Here is a 19,617-nt window from a genome sequence, read left to right on the forward strand (position 1 = left end):
GCAGCATGCGTCCGGTCACAGATTTGCAGCGGAAGGTGGCGCCTTTCGAGGTCGTCACCGAGATGACTCCATCCGGCGACCAGCCGACGGCCATCGCCGAGCTGGAGCGCCGCGTCCGGGCCGGGGAGAAGGACAGCGTCCTGCTCGGCGCCACCGGCACCGGCAAGACGGCCACGATCGCCTGGCTGATCGAGCGCCTGCAGCGGCCCGCGCTGGTCATGCAGCCCAACAAGACGCTCGCCGCCCAGTTCGCCAACGAGCTGCGCGAGATGCTGCCCAACAACGCGGTCGAATATTTCGTCTCGTACTACGACTACTACCAGCCCGAGGCGTACGTGCCGCAGAGCGACACGTACATCGAGAAGGACTCCTCGATCAACGACGAGGTCGAGCGGCTGCGCCACTCGGCCACCAACTCGCTGCTCACCCGCCGCGACACCATCGTGGTCGCCTCCGTCTCGTGCATCTACGGCCTGGGCACCCCGCAGGAATACGTCGACCGCATGGCCAGGCTCCGGGTCGGCATGGAGGTCGATCGCGACCAGCTGCTGCGCCGCCTGGTCGACATGCAGTACACGCGCAACGACCTGGCCTTCACCCGGGGCACGTTCCGGGTGCGCGGCGACACGATCGAGATCATCCCGAAGTACGAAGAGCTGGCCGTGCGCATCGAGATGTTCGGCGACGAGATCGAGAAGCTCGCCACCATGCACCCGCTGACCGGCGAGGTCATCACCGAGGACGAAGAGCTCTACATCTTCCCCGCCTCCCACTACATCGCCGGCGAGGAGCGCATGGCGGCGGCCGTGGCCGGCATCGAGGCCGAGCTGGCCGCGCGCCTGTCGGAGCTGGAGCGGCAGGGCAAGCTGCTGGAGGCCCAGCGGCTGCGCATGCGCACCACCTACGACATCGAGATGATGCGCCAGATCGGCACCTGCTCCGGCATCGAGAACTACTCCCGCCACCTCGACGGCCGCGCCGCCGGCACCGCGCCCAACACGCTGCTCGACTACTTCCCCGAAGACTTCCTGCTGGTCCTCGACGAGTCCCACCAGACCGTGCCGCAGATCGGCGCGATGTACGAGGGCGACGCCTCGCGCAAGCGCACGCTGGTCGACCACGGGTTCCGGCTGCCGTCCGCGCTGGACAACCGGCCGCTGAAGTGGGAGGAGTTCCTGGAGCGCATCGGGCAGTCGGTCTACCTGTCGGCCACGCCCGGCCCGTACGAGCTGGGGCGGGTCAAGGGCGACGTCGTCGAGCAGGTCATCCGGCCCACCGGCCTGGTCGACCCCGAGATCGTCGTCAAGCCCACCAAGGGGCAGATCGACGACCTGGTCCACGAGATCCGCGAGCGCGCCGAGCGCGACGAGCGCGTCCTGGTCACCACGCTCACCAAGAAGATGTCCGAAGACTTGACCGACTATCTTCTGGAGCTCGGCATCCGGGTGCGCTACCTGCACAGCGAGGTCGACACGCTGCGCCGCATCGAGCTGCTGCGCGAGCTGCGCACCGGCGAGTTCGACGTGCTGGTCGGCATCAACCTGCTGCGCGAGGGCCTCGACCTGCCCGAGGTGTCGCTGGTGGCCATCCTCGACGCCGACAAGGAGGGTTTCCTGCGCTCGGAGACCTCCCTGATCCAGACCATCGGCCGCGCCGCCCGAAACGTGTCCGGCCAGGTCCACATGTACGCCGACAAGATCACGCCGTCGATGGAGCGGGCCATCGACGAGACCAACCGGCGCCGGGCCAAGCAGATGGCCTACAACGAGGCCAACGGCATCGACCCGCAGCCGCTGCGCAAGAAGATCGCCGACATCCTCGACTCCCTCCAGCGCGAGGACGCCGACACCGACAAGCTGCTCGGCGGCGGCCGCCAGCAGTCGCGCGGCAAGGCCCCGGTGCCCGGCTTCGCCGCCCGCCAGGCGGGCCAGCACGCCAAGGCCATCGCGGGCGAGATGCCGCGGGCGCAGATGGAGTCGCTGATCGAGTCGCTGACCGAGCAGATGCACCAGTCGGCCGCCGACCTTCAGTTCGAGGTGGCCGCGCGGCTGCGCGACGAGATCAAGGAGCTCAAGCGCGAGCTGCGTGACATGCGGGAGGCAGGCGTCAAGTAGGGCCCGACGACGTGCGCAATGCAGGGGTCGAAGTGGTGGCCGGCGGCAGGCGCGAAGCAGGCGCCTCGTAGGGCCTGGCGGGCCGGTGGCGTGCGCCCGGGTGGCGCGTCCCGCCGGTCCCGGGCTTGGCCCGTGGGTCTGACCTGCGGGAATGAAGGCGGGATCCTGGGGCAGCGGTCCAGGTATGAACAAGTCGATCATCGGGGCTCTGGTCGGTGCGGCGCTGCTCGCAGCCGGCTGCGGCGCCGTACGGGAAGTCGGCCAGTTCGCCGTCGAGCCGACGCCGGGCCCCACCATGGGAAGCCCGTCTCCGTCGATGGAAAGCCCGCCAGAAACGGGGACCATGTCCCCCTCGCCGGGCGCCACGTCCATGAAGCCAGGAGCCGGAGAGCTCAAGGACGCCGCCAAGGTCGCGATGGCCGCGGTGCCCGGATCCAAGGTCGTCTCCGTCGAGAGCGAGGAGAACGGCATGGTCTGGGAGGTCAAGGTCGTCGGCTCCGACGGCACCGAACACCAGGTCGACGTGCAGTCCGGCAAGGTCGTCAAGGGGCCGACGGCCGAGCAGATGGACGAGCAGGAGAAGGCCAAGATGCAGACCCGCATCAACGAGGCCAAGCTCGACTACGCCCAGGCCGCCGACAAGGTCGCCGCGGACGTACCGGAGGGACGCGTCACCGAGCTGAAGCTCGACACCGAGAACGGCAAGACCGTCTGGAAGTCGGACGTGATGACCCCGGACGGGACCAAGCACGAGGTGATGGTCGACGCCGCCACCGGTGAGGTCACCAAGAAGAACGAAACCAGCTGACCCAACGGGGGAGCAGGCCACCTCCGGCCATCGGCGGAGGTGGCCGTCCCGCGGCGTCGCGGGGATGTCTCACGGCTCTGGACGCGTTCCCAGCCGGGCAAGTGCTCTACGGGCTGTAGAGTAAAGTCTTGATCGCGTTTTCGGCCGCCGGCCGCGGCGGTTCGCCGAGCAGCAGAGAGACCTCTTCCCCCATGACCACTCCTTTCCAGTGGCTCGCCACCCGCATCGCCTTCGAACGAGCCGCCCTGCGACGGGCCGCGGGCGCGGCGCTGGCCACCAGCCTGATGATCATCGTGACCGGCGGGGTCGTCCGGCTGACCGGGTCCGGGCTGGGCTGCGACGGGTGGCCGCGCTGCTCGGAGGCCGGTTTCGCGGCCACGCCGGAGCTCGGCGTGCACGGCGCGATCGAGTTCACCAACCGGGTGTTGTCCGGGGTCGTGTGCGTCGCCGTCGGCTGGCTCATCGTCGTCGCCCGGCTGCAGCGCCGTCCGGTGCCCGAGCTGACCCGGTGGGGGTGGGTGCAGTTCTGGATCGTCGTGCTGAACGCGGTCGTCGGCGGCCTCACCGTGTGGGCGCGGCTGAGCCCGTACCTCGTCGCCGCGCACTTCCTGGCCGCCGTGCTGTTCCTGACCGCCACCACGGTCGTCTGGCACAAGGCCCGCCTGCTCGACCGGCCCGCGCGGCCGCTCTCGGCGCCGGTGGGCCGGCTTCCGGCCGCGCTGGTCGCGTCCGTGGCGCTGCTGGTCGCGGCGGGCACGATCGTCACCGGCGCCGGGCCGCACGCGGGTGACTCCTCCGACGTGCCGCGCATGCCGTTCAACTGGACGGCGATGGTGTGGCTGCACGGGGTCGCCGCCGCGCTCAGCCTCGCCCTGGGCGTCGCCCTGTGGCTCAGGACGCGGCGCGAGCCGGGCTCGGCGGCCCACCTGCGCACCACGCTGTTCCTGGCCGTGCTGCTCGCCCAGGGGCTCGTCGGCCTGACGCAGATCGTGACGGACCTGCCCGAGGTCGTCGTGCTGGCCCACCTGCTCGGCTCGGCGATGGTGTGGGTGGGCGCGGTGCGCGTCCTCCTCGACAGCCGGCTCCCGGCGGTGGCGGGAGAGGTACGGCCCCTGCCTGCCGCCGCCCGTACGTAGCCGGTCCGCGCGGACCGGCCCCGGAGTACGTCCGGGGCCGCGCGCGTTCCGCCGGTCACGTCCGGCCGGACTCCTTGCGGAGCAGCTCGGCCAGCGCGTCGGGGTCCGCGGCGGCCACGCCCTTGGCGGCGAACCAGGTGGCCACGTTGCGGGCGTCCCGGTCCAGGTACGACGGGCCCGCGGGGTGGGCGATCACGTCGACGATCTGCGGCAGGTCGATGATCACCAGCCGCCCCTCGTGCACCAGCAGGTTGTACGGCGACAGGTCCCCGTGCGCCAGCCCTTCCGCGGCCAGCGTCACCATGGCCGCCACGAGCTGCTCCCACAGGTCGTCGAGGCCGTCGGAGACCTGGGCCAGCCGCGGGGCGGCGTAGCCGTCGGGGGTGCCGACGAACTCCTCCAGGATCTCCGTCCCGACGATCTGCACCGGGTACGGCACCGGCACCCCCAGCTCCCAGAGCCGGCAGAGCGCCGTGAACTCGGCCACCGCCCACTGCGCGGCGATCACCTGCTTGCCGAAGGCGGTGCGGTTGGCCATGGCCCGGTTCATCCGGCTCTCGCGGGCCCTGCGGCCCTCCAGGTAACCGGCGTCCCGGTGGAACAGGCGGTGCTCGGAGGAGCGGTAACGCTTGGCCGCCAGCAGGCAGACCCGGTCGGTGCCGGGCACGCCCCGCGAGATCAGGTGGACGTCGGCCTCCTTGCCGGTCTTGAGCAGGCCGAGCTCGGTGTCGACGGCGGCCAGCTCGGTGACCAGCCAGCCGGGGTACGGCTTCGGCCCCTTCTCGGTGGGCGTGCTCTGGTCCCAGGTGGACCAGCGGTCGCCCTCGGGCGGCCCGTCATCGGTCTCGGGGGTGCTTTCGAGCCATTCGATGTCGTCGGCGTCGAGCGCGAACTTGCCACGGCGGCGGTGCTGCGAGTGCTTGGGCACGGTGAGATGTCTCCAGTTTCGAGGCCCCACCGGCTCGCCGGACGGATCAGGTCAGCGGACACCTGGTGGGAAGGTCTGAGGTCGCGGAAAACGGCACGCGGGCAACGGTCGTCACGGTCTCAGCCTCCCTTCGTCTCGCTGCGATCGACGCGGACGAGTATGCCGCGTCCGGCACGGCGCTCGCAATCGAATAAACGGCGGCCCGATAATCGGGTGCGCCGCCATTTGCCCGGCTTGTACGGTTCCGCCATGCGGCGATGTGAGGTGTGCGGACATCGGGAACCCGCCGGCGCGCCGGACTGCGACCGCTGCGCCGGGCTGGTGGACGAACTGGTCGAGGAGGGCTGGCGGGCCTTCCTGCTCGCCGAGTTCGGCACCGTGGCCCCGCCGGACGAGCAGCTCATCGCCCGCATGGTGGTCGACGAGCCCGACAGGCACCCGTGGCGGGTCGTCGACGCCGCCTACGACCGCCTGACGTGCCCCGAGTGCGGCGGCCGGCTGAGCCGCGGCCCCGCCGGATGCGCCTCCTGCGACCTCGCGAACGGCTTCCGCTACTCGGCCGTCGAGATCGACCGTCCCGGCGTGCCGCCCGGCAACGAGCACGCGCTGCGGGTCAACGTGGCCGTGACGCGCCGCCCGTACGGCATCGCGGCCACGGAGGTGCTGGTGCGGCGGCTCTCGCTGCCCGTGCTGATCGAGGGCCGCCTGCCCACGACGGCCCAGGCCCAGGCCACCAAGGCCCTGGCCCGCAAGGGCGCCACGGAACAGGAGCTGGCCGCCGTGATCTACGCGGACTGGGACAGCTGAGTGTGACGCGCGGCCCGGCGAAGGGCTCGGCGGGGCCCGTCACTGCTGGTCGGCGGCGGGCCGGTCGGCGGAGTCGCGGGCGAGGGCGACGATCCGCTCCAGGGCCGCCGCATGCCGCTGGAAGGCCGACCGTCCCTGGGGGGTGAGCTGCACGTACGTCCGCCGCGCCCGCTTGTCCTGGTCCTTGCGCACGACCACGTATCCGGCGGCGGCCAGCGCGGAGACCTGCTTGGACAGCGCCGAGTCGCTGGTGCCGACCGAGTCCCTGAGGAAGCCGAAGTCCACCCAGTCGGCCGGCGCCAGCAGCGCCACGACCGACAGACGCGCCGGGACGTGCAGGAACTCGTCGAAGAGCGGATCCATCAGGAGACCCCGCCGTCCCGCCGCACGATCGACCTCATGACGCGGCGGTTGACGGGCGTGGCCGCGACGTACAGCACGGCCGCCACGACCGCGCCCGCGACCGCCTGCGACGGCAGCCCGTGCGCCGGCAGGTCGAACAGCGCGAAGGCGGCGATCCGGCCGATGCCGAAGGCCACCATGACGCAGGCCAGCAGCACGCCGTGGAACAGGGCCTCCCGGCCGGTGGCCGTCCGCCGGACCGCGGCCCGGTGCTCGCAGACGATGCCCACGCCCGCGTACACGACCACCCCGAGCGCCGCGCCGAGGTAGAACCACGGGCTCGGCAGGTCGACGGACGCGAGCATGACGAAGAGGCCGAGCGCGGAGACGACCACGCGGGGGAGCGCGAAACTCTGGCGGACGATCTGCTGCCGGGTCCTGGCCTGGAGGCGGTGGATGTCGTCGAGCGAAGTCTGGGCGTCGTGCTGGTTCATGGGCCTTCCCGGAGGTCGACTACTGCTTTCCTGTGAGGAAAGTACCATCTGTTTTCCTCTCGGGAAAGTCGTTGGTGACCGAACGGCCCGGCGCCGGAGGTGAGACAGGCCTCTTTGATCTTCGGTGCCGGCGGAACCAGGGTCGCTGCATGGTCAAGGCCAGAGGTGACAAACCGTGATCGGCCGCGCAAAGCTCGCCCTCGGGCGGCCGCTCGGGCGTGAGGACGGGGGACTCGGGCGGCCCCTCGGGTGCGAGGGCCGCGGACTCGGGCGGATCCTCGGGCGCGAGGGCCAGGGAGCAGTCTACGAGGAGCGTCGTCGGCTTCCTGATGCGGACCGTGCCGCAGCGGCTCTTCCGCGCGACGCCCGGCCCGTCCGGAGCCGTACGCCGGCTCACGAGCCTCGCCCGCCTGTTCGTGGACTTCGCCGGGAAATGCCGAGCGCCGAAGACGTTCACCGTGCGGCACGTCCTGCGAGGGGACGCCGACAAGGACACCGATGATTTCCGGGCGGCTCCGGTGTCGTACCTGTCGCCGGACGACCCGCGACCACGGAGATGCGCTCATGCGGACGCTGATAGCGACAGTGTTCAACTACTCCCTTGACGGCCTGCTCGCCGACGAGGGCACCGACTTCTGGAAATTCTGCTTCGACCTGCCCGAGAACAACCGGCCCGACTCCCCGGCCTACCTCGACTTCCTGCGCGGCGCGCACGCGCACGTCATGGGCCGCAACGCCTACGAGGGCATCGCCAAGGGCATGACGACCGCCACCGACCACCCGTTCGCCGACATCCTGACCGCCGGGCGCAAGGTCGTCTTCTCCCGGACCCTGAAGACGGCCGACTGGGCCAACACCGCCATCGCCGACGGCGACACGGCGGCAGAGATCGACAAGCTCCGGCTGGACGGCGACGGCCACATCCTGGTCTGGGGCGGTGTCGGCCTCTGGCGGTCGCTCATGCGGCTCGACCTGATCGACGAGTTCCGGCTGAGCGTGTTCCCCTACGTCGCGGGCGAGGGCACCAGGCTGTTCGACGGCTTCCCCAAGTCCTACCGGCTCGACCTGGTCTCCAGCTTCGCCTCCGGCGGCGGCATCATGGAGCTGCAGTACCGCCGGCACCGCTGACCCCCGCCGGGGCCGGAGCCGCGGCTAGGCGGGCGGCCATTCCAGGCCGAGGTCGATGTCCACGTCGAACCCGACGTCGAGGCGCAGCCGCCGGCGATGGACGCCGGCGGACACGTACGCCCCGGCGTCGCGGCCGAGGCGGAAGGCGTGCACCACCGGCTGGTCGTCCTCGCACGCCACCCGCCAGTAGTGCTCGATGCCCGCCTCGGCGTACCAGCTGCGGCGATCCCGCTCCCGGGCCCCCGCCGGGACCACCTCGCACACGAGGTGCACCTGATCAGGACGGAAGGACGTGGTGGCCGGGCCGATCGCCGGTCTGCCGGCCACCAGGACGTCCGGTGAGAGCAGCAGGCGCGGCCCGAGGGCCACGGTCATCGACCGGATCACCGCCAGGTGCGCGGGCGGCCTGAGCGACCGCTCGAACAGCCGGGCCGCGAACATGTGGAAGGCGCTCCGGGGTGGCCGCGTCGTGAGGACGCCGTCGATCAGCTCGGCGCGCCGGGGTGCGTCCGGCGGGAGCGCGTCGAGCGGGCCGGTCGTGGTGAAGCGGCGCGACCAGGCGGGCAGGGCTGGGGACATCGGACGGGCACCTTCCAGGCGAGCGCGCTGCGCGCTCATGGTGCCACGTCAGGCGGAGCTCAGGAGTGGTCTTTGCGCTGCTCCATCGAGCGGCGGTAGAGCTCGTCGATCTGGTCCAGCGGGTCCGGGGGGCGGCGGCGGGCCTCGATCTCCAGCTCCGTGCGCGAGTACAGCTCGTCGATGCCGGAGGACGCGTGGTGCATCTGGTCGCCCAGGAGGTCGGCGCGGATGCGGGCGCACATGGCGGTCAGCTTGGCCTGGTGCTCGCGCAGCCGGTCGAGGGCGGCGTGGTCGACGTACGGCGAGACGCGGCGCTGCTGGGCGTACATGCCGAGCTGGCCGTCGTGCACGTCGGCCTGGGCCGACAGGTCGGCCAGCAGCCGGGGCAGGTCGCCGAGGCCCCAGCCGCGCTGCTGGGCCTGTTCGACGGCCTGGCGGGTGAGGGCCACCTCGCGGCGCAGGTCGAGGCGGAGGCGTTCGACCTCGGCCGCGTCGCCGGTGCCCATGGCGTTGACGTGCGTGGTCAGCCGGGTGGTGGCCTGCCGGGCCTTCCTGGCCGCCTTCTTGCCCACCTTGACCAGCAGATAGACGCCCACGCCGGTCAGCAGCAGGAGGAACGCCAGGATGGCCAGCACGATGACAAGGAACTCGCTGATCTCCGCCACCTCCCGTGGGGTTGTTGCCTAGAAGGATAGTTCGACCCCCAAGGAGTTCAACGCGCGACGGGGATCCGGGGTTCCGGCGACCGGGCCGAGCAAGCTCTTGATCGGGGACGTGGGCGCGTGTTTCAGTGCACATGTTCGGTCGTCTCCGATGAGGGGTGCGCGTGCTCGACGGCAAGGTAGTGATCATCACGGGCGGCGCCCGGGGCATGGGCGCGGCCACGGCGCGCCGGTGCGCGGCGGCCGGGGCGCGGGTCGTGCTCACCGACGTGCTCACCGAGGAGGGGACGGCCACCGCCAAGGACGTCGGGGGCACGTTCGTCCCGCACGACGTCACGGACCCGGAGCAGTGGGCGGCGGTCGTGGCCGCGACCGTCGAGGCGCACGGGCGGCTCGACGGGCTGGTGAACAACGCCGGGATCGTCACCGTGCGGACCATCGAGCAGCAGTCCCTGGCGGAGTTCGAGCGGGTGCTCCAGGTGAACCTGGTCGGCGTGTTCCTCGGGCTGAAGGCCGTGGCCGGGGCCCTGCGGGCGGCCGGTGGCGGGGCCGTGGTGAACCTCTCGTCGGTCGCGGGGCTGACCGCGCTGCCCGGCACGGGCGGGTACGGCGCGTCGAAGTGGGGCGTACGCGGGCTGACCAAGATCGCGGCGCTGGAGTTCGGGCGGGACCGCATCAGGGTGAACTCGGTGCATCCCGGGATGATCGTCACCCCGATGACCGCCTCGCTGGGCGCGGTCTCGGGCGAGGGCACGTTCCCGCTGGCCGCCGCCGGGCGATGGGGTGAGCCCGAGGAGGTCGCCGAGGCCATCGCGTTCCTGCTGTCCGACGCGGCCTCCTACGTCACGGGCGCGGAGCTGGCGATCGACGGCGGCTGGACGGCGGGAGAGACGGCCCTGCTCGGCTCCGTCCCGCGCGCGGCCGCCGCCGCGGAGGAGGAGGCCGGAGATGGCCGTTGACGAGCCGACCCGCGCGGTCATCGACCTGATGAGCGAGTTCTTCCCCAAGGGGGAGGGGCCCTGGGACCCGGTGGCGGCGCGCCGCGTGCTGGCCTCGGTCCCGAACCCCGAGCCGCTGCCCGTGGGCCGGGTGGAGGACCGCGACGCGGCGGGCGTCCCCGTGCGGGTCTACTGGCCGCCGGAGGGCGCCGAGGGGCGGCCGCTGGTCGTGTACTTCCACGGCGGCGGGTTCACCCTGGGGTCGCTGGACAGCCATGACGGCGTCTGCCGCCAGATCTGCGCCGGGTCCGGGGCGGTCGTGGTCGCCGCCGACTACCGGCTCGCGCCCGAGCATCCCTATCCGGCCGCCGTCGAGGACGCCTTCGCCGTCACCCGGTGGGCCCACGAGCACGCGGCCGGGCTCGGCGCCGACCCGGGGGCGCTGGTGGTGGCGGGCGACAGCGCGGGCGGCAACCTCGCCACCGTCACCTGCCTGCGGGCGCGCGAGGAGGGCGGGCCGCCGATCGTGCTGCAGGTGCTGGTCTATCCCGCGACGGACGCCGTCCGCCACTGGCCCTCGTACGACCAGAACGGCGAGGGATATTTCCTGACGACGGCGCACATGCGGTGGTTCTGGGACTGCTACCAGCCCGACCACGAGCGGCGCGGGGAGCCGTACAGCTCGCCCCTGGGCGCGGACGTGAGCGGCCTGCCGCCGGCCCTGGTGATCACGGCCGGGCACGACCCGCTGCGCGACGAGGGCGAGGCGTACGCCCGCCACCTGCGCCACTCCGGGGTCGAGGCGGAGTGCGTCCGGTACGAGGGCCTGTTCCACGGCTTCTTCGGCACGGGCCCGATCCTGCCCGCCGCCGCCGACGCCATGGACCGGGTGTGCGCCGCCATCCGCGCCCTCAAATAAGGGGATATTTCATGCCGTACGCCGAAATTTCGGCAACCATCAGCCTCTTCTACACCGACGACGGCGCCGGCGACCCGCCGCTGCTGCTCGTGCACGGCTGGGGCGCCGACTCCCACCAGTGGTCCTGGCACATCGACGCGCTGGCCGCCCGCCACCGCGTCCTCGCCGTGGACCTGCGCGGCCACGGCTACTCCTCGGTCCCAGAGACCGGCAACACCCCACAGGCGATGGCCGAGGACCTGAACACGCTGCTCGACCGCCTGGACGTCCCCGAGGTGGTCGCGGTCGGCCACTCCATGGGCGGCCAGGTCGCCTCGATCCTCGCGGTCGAGCATCCGGGACGCGTACGGGCGCTGGTCACCCTCGACCCCGGCTACGGCATGGGCCAGGACCTCGCCGCGGGCTTCCCCGGCATGATCGCGGGCCTGCGCGGCGAGCACCCGCACGCCGTCGCCGAGGAGATCGACCGGTGGTGCACCACCTCCGCGACCCCCGCCGTCATCCGGCGCTGGCACAAGCGCCGCCTGTACGGCATGCCCCCGCACGTGCTGGCCGAGGCGTTCGAGGCCATGTTCACCGCCCCAGGGGCCATCGGCGTGCGGCCGGCCAGCGACGAGTACCTGGCCCGCCGGAGCTGCCCGGTGTTGTCGATCTGGGCCGACCCCGGACGCGCGGCCTGGGAGGCCGGGCTGCTCAAGAACCCGGGCTCGAAGGTCGTGTGCTGGGAGGGCTCGGGTCACCGGCTGCACGAGGAGCGCCCGGCGGAGTTCGTGCGCGTGCTGGAGGGCTGGCTCAGGGCGCGTTGACCGGCAGGGCGAGGCATGGTGAGGCATGGGAGGCGTGGTGAGGCGTGGTGAAGGGCCCGGCAGCGCGGACGCTGCTGCCGGGCCCTCCGTGTGAGCGCGCCACGGGATTTGGGGGCCATGACGCTCACACGTCTATGCGGGCAGTTCCACCCGGACGATCTCGCCCTTGCCGGGGGTGAAGCCCTTGTTCGACACGTAGACCGAACCGTCGGCGGCGACCGCCATGCCCAGCGGCACGGTCAGCGTGCCCGGCTTGAGCAGCTCGGTGCGCGTGCCGTCGGCCTCGATCCGGTAGAGCGAGGTACGGGGCTGGTGGTCGGCGGGCACCGGGCCGACCGAGCCGAGCACGAGCAGCCGGCCCGAGGCGTCGAAGGCGACGTCGACGGCGGTGGTGAAGCCCTTGACGGCGGTCCCGGCCTTCCTGCCGGCCAGCCTGAACACCCGGGCCACGCCCTCGGGCTGCGGGAACCCGGCGTGCTCGGCGACGTAGTAGGAGCCGTCGGGGGCGGCCGCGATGCCCATCGGCACCGACTGCATCGGCACCTTGCTGCCCTTGGGGAGCTTGAGCATGGCCGGGGCCGCGACCTTGCGCGCGTGGAACACCGCCCGCAGCGTCACCTTGCCCGACGCGCTGACCTGGAGCACGTCGTTGGCGCCCACGTCCGTGACCAGCGCGCCGCCCTGCGGGGTCGGCACGACCGCGAACGGGTACGAGTCGATCGCGCTGCCCTTGTCCTTCTTGTCGGGGTTGTGCTTGGCCTCGAACGCCAGCAGGTCGCCCATGACGGACGACTTCCCGTCCTTGATCTTCAGCAGCGTGCCGAGGGTGCGGCCCTTGGGGCCGAGGTCGGCCCGCAGCTTGCCGTTGCCGCCCAGGCCGACGGGCACCAGCATGGAGCCGTCCGCGGCGAAGGCGACGTCGTGCGGGCCGGTGCCGAGCCCGTCGGACCCGGCCGAGGGCAGGTCCTTGACCACGGTGGTCAGCGTGCCGTCGGCCAGCTTGGAGATCTTCCCGGTGAGGCCGAGGCACACCTTGCTCGCCTCGCCGCCCGGCTCGGCGGGCACGGTCGCGCACTTGATCTTCCCGCCCGAGCCGGACTCGGCGACGTACAGGGCGCCGTCGGGGCCGAAGGTCAGGCCGCGCGGGCCGTCGAGCTTGGCGGCGACGACGGTGACGCTCGCCTGCGCGGACGCCGACGCCGGGACGGGCGCGACCGACGCGGCCAGCCCGAGAGCAGCGACTCCCCCCGTGATGATGACTCGCTTCATGAGGGAACACCGTAGAAGCGCGGGACGGGGCGGCGGATCAACCCGCAGGGTGAGGCGTACTCAGCCTGGGGGTGGATTTCTTCTGATCCGGCGCCGGGCGCGCAGCCGGCGTACCCGCCGGAAGGTCCACCACGCGAGCAGGACGAGCAGCAGCAGCGCGACGATCACCAGCACCGGCAGGAACACCGCGATCAGGCTCATGCCGAGCGAGCCGGCGTCCTCTGCGGTGCTCACCACGGGCGCGCCCACCCCCGCCGTGCCCGCGTTGATCACCGGACGGGCCGTCGCCTTCAGCGTGTGGACGGCCAGCGCCATCACGATGCCCAGCAGCCAGCCGGCCCACGGGTTCTCGGTCATCCAGGTCGAGTGGTCGAGCTCGGCGGCGGCGTTGGTGGCGGAGAAGACCACGCCGCCCGCGGCCGGGCGCACCACGGTCTGGACGGCGTCGTTGACGGTGTCGACGGCCGGCACCTTGTCGAGGACCATCTCGGCGAGCAGCAGCACCGCGATGATCGCCAGCACGCCCCAGTTCGACAGCCAGGCGTAGCCGTCGGGCAGCTTCACCTTGTCGGTGAGGTTGGCCAGCACGCCCACGACGAGGAGCGGGATGTAGGCGTTCAGGCCGGCGGCGGTGGAGAGGCCGAGACCGGTCAGGGCGGCGAACATCCCCCTAGTCTGCCCCCGCCGCGGCCTCCATCACGCGGGCCAGGCCCGGCCGGGTGAACTCGGCCGCCGCCCGCTCGTACCTCTCCATGCCCCAGGACCAGAAGTCGAAGTCGATCGCGTCGTTGGCGCCGTCCTGGATCGAGGCCCACAGGGTCCAGCCGTACTTGGACATCAGGCCGAGCAGCCGGGCGCGGGCGATCCTGTGGCGCAGGCGGCGGCCGTAGTAGGCGGTGACGAGCTCCTCCAGGTGGCCGGGCGGCAGGTCGGCCTCGCTCCAGAGGTTGCCCAGCTCGAAGCAGGGGTCGTTGTTGCCGGCGTACTCGTAGTCGATGAGGTGGAGGCGGTCGCCGCTCTCGACGATGTTGCCGGGGAGCAGATCGTTGTGGCAGGGGACGGTGGGCTCGGCGCGTACCGCCAGACATTTCCTGATTTCTGCGACGGCGGGCATGAAATCCAGATATTTCGGAGGAAGTCGGAAACCTCGCTCCTGGACGATCCGCAGATACCCCCGCTGCACCTCGAACATGTCGAAATCGCGCACGAAGCGCGGCCCCGCGTGCAGCCGGCGGCACACCTGCGCCACCCGCGCCAGGTTCGCCGGCTCCCACAGGTCGGCCTCGGTGAACGTCCGGCCCGGCAGGAACCCGATCACCAGCACGCCCGCCTCCGGCAGGTAGCCGTGCACGGGCGCGCCCACCCCGGCCCGCGCGGCGGCGAGCGAGTCGGCGTGCTCGGCGTCCTTGTCGATGCCCAGCAGGGAGCCGTCGCTGGCGGCCACGCGCACGACGTAGACCCCGGCCGGGGTGGTGACCTTGTAGTTGCGGTTGGTCATCCCGCCGGGCAGCTCCTCGACGGAGCGCGGCAGGCCGGACAGCAGCGGGATGCGGTCGAGGACCCGGGCGATCGCCATGATCGATGCTAGCTCCGCCGTCCTAAACGGTCTAGACCTTTTACGGTACGCGGGTTAGCCTCGCGACCATGAGCGACTCGGCCCGCATCGTGATCATCGGCGGCGGGGTGGGCGGCGCGTCCGTCGCCTACCACCTCACCCTGCGCGGCGAACGCGACGTCGTCCTGCTGGAGCGGGACGAGCTCACCAGCGGCTCCACCTTCCACTCGGCGGGCCTGGTCGGCCAGCTCCGCGCCGACCCCACCCTGACCCGGATGAACCAGTACTCCGTCGAGCTCTACCGCACCCTCGACGCCGGCTGGACCGAGTGCGGCGGACTCAAGCTGGCCTCCACCCCCGAGCGGATGGCCGAGATCCGCCGCCAGATCGGCTGGGCCAGGACGTTCGGCCTGCCGCTGGAGGAGATCTCGGTCGCCGCGGCGGTGGAGCTGTTCCCGCTGATGGACCCGTCCGGGGTGGTGGGGGCGGCGTACCTGCCGACCGACGGCCAGGTGGACCCCTCGATGCTGTGTTACGCCCTCGCCGCCCGCGCCCGCGAGGGCGGCGCCCGCCTGCGCACCCGTACGCGGGTGCTGGGCATCGACGTCGAGCGCGGACGCGTCGCCGGCGTCCGCACCGACCAGGGGGACATCGCCTGCGAGGTCGTGGTCAACTGCGGCGGCATGTTCGCCGCCGAGATCGGCCGCATGGCCGGGGTGCGCATCCCGATCGTGCCGATGTCCCACCAGTACGTCGTCACCGACGCCTGCCACGACCATCCCGTCCTGCCCACGCTGCGCGACCCCGACCTGCTCGTCTACTACCGGCAGGAGGTGCGCGGCCTGGTCATGGGCGGCTACGAGCGCACCTGCGCCCCCTGGACCGCCTCCGAGACCTCCTACGACGCCGTGCCGGCCGACTTCAACGGCAGGCTGCTGCCCGAGGACTGGCCGCGCCTGGAGGAGATCTCCGCCAACTCCCGGATCCGGGTGCCCGCGATGGCCGACGTCGGCATCCGCAAGCTGATCAACGGGCCGGAGGCGTTCACCCCGGACAACGAGTTCTGCCTGGGGGAGACCGAGGTGGGCGGGTTCTTCGTGGCGGCCGGGTTCTGCGCCCACGGCATCGCCGGCGCGGGCGGCATCGGCAGGGTCATGGCCGACTGGATCGTCGACGGCGAGCCCGGCATGGACGTCCACCACATGGACGTGCGCCGCTTCGGCCGCCAGTACCGGTCGCCGTCGTACACGGTCAAACGCTCGGTCGAGAACTACGAGACGTACTACGACATCCGCTACCCGGGCCACGAGCGCGCGGCCGGACGCCCGCTGCGGGTCTCGCCCGCCTACTCCTGGCACGCCGCCCACGGGGCCGTCTTCGGCGAGAAGGCGGGCTGGGAGCGGGTCAACCACTACTCGGCCGCCCCCGGCGGCGCGGACGAACGCCCCCGCGGCTGGGCCGGACGCCTGTGGTCGCCCGCCGTCGGGGCCGAGCACCGCGCCACCCGCACCGCGGCCGGGCTGTTCGACGAGAGCTCCTTCGCCAAGATCGAGGTCACCGGTCCGGACGCCGCCGCCCTGCTGGAATGGGTGTGCGACAACCGCGTGGCCCGCGAGGTGGGCGTCGTCACCTACACGCAGGCGCTGAACCGGCGCGGCGGCATCGAGTGCGACTTCACCGTCACCCGGCGCGGCGAGCAGGAGTTCCTGATCGTCACCGGCACCGCGTCGGGCTCCCGCGACCTCGCCTGGCTGCGCCGGCAGGCCGCGCTCACCGGCTCGACGGCCAGGATCGCCGACGTCACCGGCCAGTACGCCTGTTTCGCCCTGTGGGGACCCAAGGCCCGCGACATCGTGTCCGGGCTGACCCCGGACCCGCCGGACCTGCCGTTCATGTCGGCCCGGGAGCTCACCGTGGGGGACGTGCCCGTGCTGGCGCTGCGGGTGACGTTCGTGGGGGAGCACGGCTGGGAGCTGTACTGCTCCAGCGAGTACGGGCTCGCCCTGTGGGAGACGCTGTGGCGGGCGGGCGAGCCGTACGGGCTGGTCGCGGGCGGCTACCGGGCCATCGACAGCCTCCGGCTGGAGAAGGGGTACCGGGTGTGGGGCGCCGACATCGGGCCCGGGACGACGCCGTACGAGGCCGGGCTCGGCTTCTGCGTCAAGCCCGGCAAGGACTTCCTCGGCCGCGATGCCCTGGACCCGCACCCGGCCCGCCGCCTGCGCTGCCTCACCCTGTCCGACCCGCGGGCGGTCGCCCTGGGCAACGAGCCCGTACGGGTGGACGGCCAGGTCGTGGCCCGGGTCACCTCCGGCGGCTACGGGTACACGGTCGAGCGGTCGATCGCCTACGCGTACCTGCCGGTCGGGCCGGGGGCCGAGCTGGAGGCCGAGGTGGAGGTCGAGGTCGAGGGGGAGTGGGTGCCCGGCGTCGTGGTCAGGGAGCCGCTGCACGACCCGGCGGGGGCGCGGGTGCGGTGACGCCGCTGCGCACCGACAGGCGCACCCGGTCGGGGCGGAACAGGTCGCGGGCGTACTCGACGGGACTGCCGTCGGCGGCGTAGGCCGTGCGCTCGATCAGCATGAGCGGCGCGCCCGCCGCGATGCCCAGCTCGGCCGCCTCCGCCGGACCGGCGATCACCGGGTCCAGATGCTCGACCGCGGTCCGCGGCTCCAGCCCGTAGTGGCCGGCCAGCAGGGCGTAGAGCGAGCCGCCGAGGTCCTCGTCGAGGAAACCGGGCAGCGCGGGGAAGAAGGACCGTTCGAGCGCCACCGGCGACCGGCCCGCCGACCGCACCCGGGCCACCTCGTGCACCGGCTCGCCCGGCCCGACGCCGAGCGCGGCGGCCACGGCCGCCGGCGCGGGCACGGTGGCGGCCGTCAGGATCCGCGCCTCGGCCCGCAGGTGGGCGCGGCGCATCTGCTCGGTGAACCCGGCCAGGCCCGTCAGGTCGCACTCGATGCGCGGCTCGGCCACGAACGCGCCGCCCGACCTGCCGGGGAGCCTGATCAGCACGCCGTCGCGTTCGAGGGTGGCCAGGGCCTGGCGCAGGGTCATCCGGCTCACGCCGAGGCGGGCGGCCAGCTCCCGCTCGCCGGGCAGCCGGTCGCCCGGGGCCATCTCGCCGGAGGAGATCGCCGCCAGCAGCCACTGCTCGATCTGCGTGTGCGCGGGAACCCCGGTGCCACGCTCCAGCTCAGGCGGTGTCCCGACCACACGCGCATGCTACCGGGCCATCCGGGAGGAACCACTCAGGACGACGAGAGGCGGGCCACGGCGTCGGTGAACTCGCTGATCATGTCGTACACCACGTCCCGGGCCGGCCGCACGCGGTCGAGCTGGCCCACCACCTGGCCCACGTAGTACGTGACGAGCTCCTGGGCGCCGGGGTCGCCGCGGTCGGCCGCCGCGCCGATGCGGGCCATCGCCCCCTCGGCCAGCAGCAGTTGCAGGGGCATGCCCAGCGGCCCGGGGCTCTCCTGCCCGGAGTCCCACTCCTCGGTCCAGGCCGACCTGAGCTGCCGCGCCGGCTTGCCCGTACGCGACCGGGACCGGACGGTGTCCAGCGACGAGGCGGCCAGCAGCTTGCGCCGCAGCGCGGGCGACGTCTCCGCCTCCTCGGTGGTCAGCCACACCGAGCCGCACCAGACCCCCTCGGCCCCGAGCGCCATGGCCGCGGCCATCTGACGTCCCGAGGCGATGCCGCCCGCGGCCAGCACCGGGACCGGCGCGACCGCGTCCACGACCTGCGGCACGAGCACCATCGTGGAGATCTCGCCGGTGTGGCCGCCCGCCTCGGTGCCCTGGGCCACGACGATGTCCGCCCCGGCCGCCACCTGCCTGCGGGCATGCTCCACGGTTCCGACCAGCGCCGCCACCGGCACGCCCGCCGCCCTGGCGCTCGCCACCATCTGCGGCGGCGGCGGTCCGAGCGCGCTGGCGATGAGCCCGATCGGGTGCTTGAGCGCCACGTCGATCAGCGCGGTCGCCCCCGACGCCGTCACCCGCCGGCCGAACTCGTCGGCCACCGCGCTCAGGGGCTGCGGCGGCGCGTGCACGCCGTACTTGGACAGCAGGTGGGCGACGAAGTCGCGGTGGCGGTCGGGCACGAAGTCCAGCAGGTGGGCCCGCAGGTCGAGCGCGGAGGCGTCGATCCGGCCCGGGACGAGCACGTCCACCCCGTACGGCCGCCCGCCCACCCGCTCGTCGATCCAGGTCAGCTCGGCGTCCAGCCGCTCCGGCGAGTACGCGACGGCCCCCAGCACCCCGAACCCGCCCGCGTTCGTGACCGCGGCCACCACGTCGCGGCAGTGGCTGAAGGCGAACAACGGGAACTCGACGCCCAGGCGCTCACAGATGGCGGTCCGCATGCACCGACGCTAACCTCCAGAAGGTTGTTCGGTCCATCCCCGTTCTCGGGGCCGCACGTCCCTGCTGTCAGGACGGTCCGATCTGCCCGTCGAGCGCCAGGGCGATCGCGGCGGCGGCCTCGGCGGCGCCGGGGGCGTGCCAGCCGAGCTCCGGCGTGTACCCGCGGACGCGCTTGGCGGGCACCCCGGCGACCACGCTGTGGTCGGGGAACTCGCCGCGCACCACCGCGCCCCCCGCCACCACGCACTGCCGCCCGAGGACCGTGCCCGGCAGGATGATCGCGCCGGTGCCGAGCCAGGAGCCGGCGCCGATCGAGACCGGGCTGTTGCGCGGCCACTGCCGTCCGATCGGCGTCTCGGGGTCGTCGTAGACGTGGTTCTGGTCGGTGATGTAGACGTACGGGCCGGTGAAGACGTGGTCGCCGATGTCGATCGACTGGTGGGCCACGATGTGCGAGCCCCGGCCGATCGAGCACGAGCCGCCGATCCGCAGGATCGAGTCGGGGCCGAGATCGACGTCCGGCCACATGCCGCAGGAGATCGACACGCGCTCGCCGATCAGCGTGTGCTCGCCGATCTCGATCCACCGCTCACCGAAGATCGCCCCCGGCGGGAAGGCGATGCAGACTCCCTCGCCGATCCGGCGGAAACGATAACCCGCCGTGGAGTCCGGGGAGATCGCCCCGGCGTGGCGGATCGCCGCGTACGCACGGTGAATCAGTGCGCCCATAGCCCGGCGTACTAGTGACATAGGGCCCAAAG

Annotated in this window: 20 protein-coding genes; 9 read left to right on the plus strand and 11 right to left on the minus strand. The window is 72.5% G+C overall.

From position 1 onward, the window contains the following. Positions 1-5 precede the first annotated feature (5 nt). From uvrB to ACFYYW_RS00350, 3 genes are all read left to right on the plus strand, one after another. Positions 6-2,114: an excinuclease ABC subunit UvrB gene (gene uvrB, locus ACFYYW_RS00340; RefSeq protein ID WP_352323469.1), complete on the plus strand. Its 2,109-nt coding sequence runs from the start codon at positions 6-8 to the stop codon at positions 2,112-2,114. 184 nt (positions 2,115-2,298) lie between these two features. Next, complete coding sequence (locus ACFYYW_RS00345) at positions 2,299-2,922, plus strand: PepSY domain-containing protein (protein WP_352323470.1); 624 nt, start codon at positions 2,299-2,301, stop codon at positions 2,920-2,922. Between the two features lie 191 nt (positions 2,923-3,113). Then, positions 3,114-4,058 carry a heme A synthase gene (locus ACFYYW_RS00350; protein ID WP_387643297.1) on the plus strand — a complete coding sequence of 315 codons (945 nt, stop codon included), beginning with the start codon at positions 3,114-3,116 and terminating at the stop codon, positions 4,056-4,058. 55 nt (positions 4,059-4,113) lie between these two features. Here the strand turns inward: ACFYYW_RS00350 and ACFYYW_RS00355 are convergent, their stop codons facing one another. Then, a complete protein-coding gene (locus tag ACFYYW_RS00355; protein ID WP_387643299.1) occupies positions 4,114-4,986 on the minus strand; it encodes a serine protein kinase RIO in 873 nt (290 codons plus the stop codon). 249 nt (positions 4,987-5,235) lie between these two features. Here ACFYYW_RS00355 and ACFYYW_RS00360 point away from each other — a divergent pair, with 249 nt between their 5' ends. Then, on the plus strand, positions 5,236-5,793 hold the full coding sequence (locus ACFYYW_RS00360) for a hypothetical protein (RefSeq protein ID WP_387643301.1): 558 nt from the start codon (positions 5,236-5,238) through the stop codon (positions 5,791-5,793). Positions 5,794-5,832: 39 nt separating this feature from the next. On the opposite strand, the gene ACFYYW_RS00365 is transcribed toward ACFYYW_RS00360, so the two are convergent. Both ACFYYW_RS00365 and ACFYYW_RS00370 read right to left on the minus strand, forming a co-directional pair. Further along, positions 5,833-6,156, minus strand: coding sequence for a transcriptional regulator (locus tag ACFYYW_RS00365; protein WP_352323474.1), 324 nt, complete (start codon positions 6,154-6,156; stop codon positions 5,833-5,835). Then, positions 6,156-6,629 (minus strand): hypothetical protein, encoded by a 474-nt coding sequence (locus ACFYYW_RS00370; protein WP_387643303.1) that lies wholly within the window; start codon positions 6,627-6,629, stop codon positions 6,156-6,158. The genes ACFYYW_RS00365 and ACFYYW_RS00370 overlap by 1 nt, the downstream gene beginning before the upstream one ends. A 564-nt stretch (positions 6,630-7,193) precedes the next feature. On the opposite strand from ACFYYW_RS00370, the gene ACFYYW_RS00375 reads away from it, so the two are divergent. Next, a complete protein-coding gene (locus ACFYYW_RS00375; protein ID WP_387643305.1) occupies positions 7,194-7,757 on the plus strand; it encodes a dihydrofolate reductase family protein in 564 nt (187 codons plus the stop codon). Positions 7,758-7,781: 24 nt separating this feature from the next. Here the strand turns inward: ACFYYW_RS00375 and ACFYYW_RS00380 are convergent, their stop codons facing one another. Together ACFYYW_RS00380 and ACFYYW_RS00385 are read right to left on the minus strand one after the other, a co-directional pair. Continuing rightward, positions 7,782-8,336, minus strand: coding sequence for a Uma2 family endonuclease (locus ACFYYW_RS00380; RefSeq protein WP_387643308.1), 555 nt, complete (start codon positions 8,334-8,336; stop codon positions 7,782-7,784). Between the two features lie 59 nt (positions 8,337-8,395). Next, positions 8,396-9,001, minus strand: coding sequence for a hypothetical protein (locus ACFYYW_RS00385; protein ID WP_352323479.1), 606 nt, complete (start codon positions 8,999-9,001; stop codon positions 8,396-8,398). 161 nt (positions 9,002-9,162) lie between these two features. Here ACFYYW_RS00385 and ACFYYW_RS00390 point away from each other — a divergent pair, with 161 nt between their 5' ends. Genes ACFYYW_RS00390 through ACFYYW_RS00400 form a run of 3 tightly spaced genes read left to right on the plus strand, consistent with a single transcriptional unit; the run spans position 9,163 to position 11,661 of the window. Next, on the plus strand, positions 9,163-9,957 hold the full coding sequence (locus ACFYYW_RS00390; protein ID WP_387643310.1) for a glucose 1-dehydrogenase: 795 nt from the start codon (positions 9,163-9,165) through the stop codon (positions 9,955-9,957). Next, entirely contained in the window at positions 9,947-10,855 is a 909-nt protein-coding gene (locus ACFYYW_RS00395; RefSeq protein WP_387643312.1) for an alpha/beta hydrolase, read from the plus strand. The genes ACFYYW_RS00390 and ACFYYW_RS00395 overlap by 11 nt, the downstream gene beginning before the upstream one ends. 11 nt (positions 10,856-10,866) lie before the next feature. Then, entirely contained in the window at positions 10,867-11,661 is a 795-nt protein-coding gene (locus ACFYYW_RS00400) for an alpha/beta fold hydrolase (RefSeq protein ID WP_387643314.1), read from the plus strand. Positions 11,662-11,793: 132 nt separating this feature from the next. On the opposite strand, the gene ACFYYW_RS00405 is transcribed toward ACFYYW_RS00400, so the two are convergent. The 3 genes from ACFYYW_RS00405 to ACFYYW_RS00415 are packed head-to-tail and all read right to left on the minus strand — an operon-like array spanning position 11,794 to position 14,506. After that, positions 11,794-12,930 (minus strand): ScyD/ScyE family protein, encoded by a 1,137-nt coding sequence (locus ACFYYW_RS00405; RefSeq protein ID WP_387643316.1) that lies wholly within the window; start codon positions 12,928-12,930, stop codon positions 11,794-11,796. A gap of 60 nt (positions 12,931-12,990) precedes the next feature. Then, on the minus strand, positions 12,991-13,596 hold the full coding sequence (locus ACFYYW_RS00410; RefSeq protein ID WP_387643318.1) for a DUF4126 domain-containing protein: 606 nt from the start codon (positions 13,594-13,596) through the stop codon (positions 12,991-12,993). A 4-nt stretch (positions 13,597-13,600) separates the two neighbouring features. Then, positions 13,601-14,506 carry a phosphotransferase gene (locus ACFYYW_RS00415; RefSeq protein ID WP_387643320.1) on the minus strand — a complete coding sequence of 302 codons (906 nt, stop codon included), beginning with the start codon at positions 14,504-14,506 and terminating at the stop codon, positions 13,601-13,603. 68 nt (positions 14,507-14,574) lie between these two features. Between ACFYYW_RS00415 and ACFYYW_RS00420 the strand changes: the two genes are divergently transcribed. Beyond that, the gene (locus ACFYYW_RS00420) at positions 14,575-16,965 is read left to right on the plus strand and encodes an FAD-dependent oxidoreductase (RefSeq protein WP_387643322.1); all 2,391 of its coding nucleotides are present in this window, start codon (positions 14,575-14,577) and stop codon (positions 16,963-16,965) included. Here ACFYYW_RS00420 and ACFYYW_RS00425 read toward each other — a convergent pair. From ACFYYW_RS00425 to ACFYYW_RS00435, 3 genes are all read right to left on the minus strand, one after another. After that, entirely contained in the window at positions 16,922-17,701 is a 780-nt protein-coding gene (locus ACFYYW_RS00425) for a GntR family transcriptional regulator (RefSeq protein ID WP_387643324.1), read from the minus strand. The genes ACFYYW_RS00420 and ACFYYW_RS00425 overlap by 44 nt on opposite strands. A gap of 35 nt (positions 17,702-17,736) precedes the next feature. Next, the gene (locus ACFYYW_RS00430; protein ID WP_387643327.1) at positions 17,737-18,855 is read right to left on the minus strand and encodes an NAD(P)H-dependent flavin oxidoreductase; all 1,119 of its coding nucleotides are present in this window, start codon (positions 18,853-18,855) and stop codon (positions 17,737-17,739) included. A 67-nt stretch (positions 18,856-18,922) separates the two neighbouring features. Continuing rightward, positions 18,923-19,585 (minus strand): acyltransferase, encoded by a 663-nt coding sequence (locus ACFYYW_RS00435; RefSeq protein ID WP_352321928.1) that lies wholly within the window; start codon positions 19,583-19,585, stop codon positions 18,923-18,925. Positions 19,586-19,617 lie beyond the last annotated feature (32 nt).

Source organism: Nonomuraea sp. NPDC001831 (assembly GCF_042892035.1).
In the GTDB taxonomy this organism is placed as follows: Bacteria; Actinomycetota; Actinomycetes; order Streptosporangiales; family Streptosporangiaceae; genus Nonomuraea.

Bases quoted from the DNA above. Each gene is read 5' to 3' on its own strand.
- ACFYYW_RS00365 (WP_352323474.1), bottom strand. From the start codon at position 6,156: ATGGATCCGCTCTTCGACGAGTTCCTGCACGTCCCGGCGCGTCTGTCG.
- ACFYYW_RS00370 (WP_387643303.1), bottom strand. From the start codon at position 6,629: ATGAACCAGCACGACGCCCAGACTTCGCTCGACGACATCCACCGCCTC.
- uvrB (WP_352323469.1), top strand. From the start codon at position 6: ATGCGTCCGGTCACAGATTTGCAGCGGAAGGTGGCGCCTTTCGAGGTC.
- ACFYYW_RS00420 (WP_387643322.1), top strand. From the start codon at position 14,575: ATGAGCGACTCGGCCCGCATCGTGATCATCGGCGGCGGGGTGGGCGGC.
- ACFYYW_RS00405 (WP_387643316.1), bottom strand. From the start codon at position 12,930: ATGAAGCGAGTCATCATCACGGGGGGAGTCGCTGCTCTCGGGCTGGCC.
- ACFYYW_RS00400 (WP_387643314.1), top strand. From the start codon at position 10,867: ATGCCGTACGCCGAAATTTCGGCAACCATCAGCCTCTTCTACACCGAC.
- ACFYYW_RS00395 (WP_387643312.1), top strand. From the start codon at position 9,947: ATGGCCGTTGACGAGCCGACCCGCGCGGTCATCGACCTGATGAGCGAG.
- ACFYYW_RS00415 (WP_387643320.1), bottom strand. From the start codon at position 14,506: ATGGCGATCGCCCGGGTCCTCGACCGCATCCCGCTGCTGTCCGGCCTG.
- ACFYYW_RS00375 (WP_387643305.1), top strand. From the start codon at position 7,194: ATGCGGACGCTGATAGCGACAGTGTTCAACTACTCCCTTGACGGCCTG.
- ACFYYW_RS00435 (WP_352321928.1), bottom strand. From the start codon at position 19,585: ATGGGCGCACTGATTCACCGTGCGTACGCGGCGATCCGCCACGCCGGG.
- ACFYYW_RS00350 (WP_387643297.1), top strand. From the start codon at position 3,114: ATGACCACTCCTTTCCAGTGGCTCGCCACCCGCATCGCCTTCGAACGA.
- ACFYYW_RS00430 (WP_387643327.1), bottom strand. From the start codon at position 18,855: ATGCGGACCGCCATCTGTGAGCGCCTGGGCGTCGAGTTCCCGTTGTTC.
- ACFYYW_RS00410 (WP_387643318.1), bottom strand. From the start codon at position 13,596: ATGTTCGCCGCCCTGACCGGTCTCGGCCTCTCCACCGCCGCCGGCCTG.
- ACFYYW_RS00345 (WP_352323470.1), top strand. From the start codon at position 2,299: ATGAACAAGTCGATCATCGGGGCTCTGGTCGGTGCGGCGCTGCTCGCA.
- ACFYYW_RS00360 (WP_387643301.1), top strand. From the start codon at position 5,236: ATGCGGCGATGTGAGGTGTGCGGACATCGGGAACCCGCCGGCGCGCCG.
- ACFYYW_RS00380 (WP_387643308.1), bottom strand. From the start codon at position 8,336: ATGTCCCCAGCCCTGCCCGCCTGGTCGCGCCGCTTCACCACGACCGGC.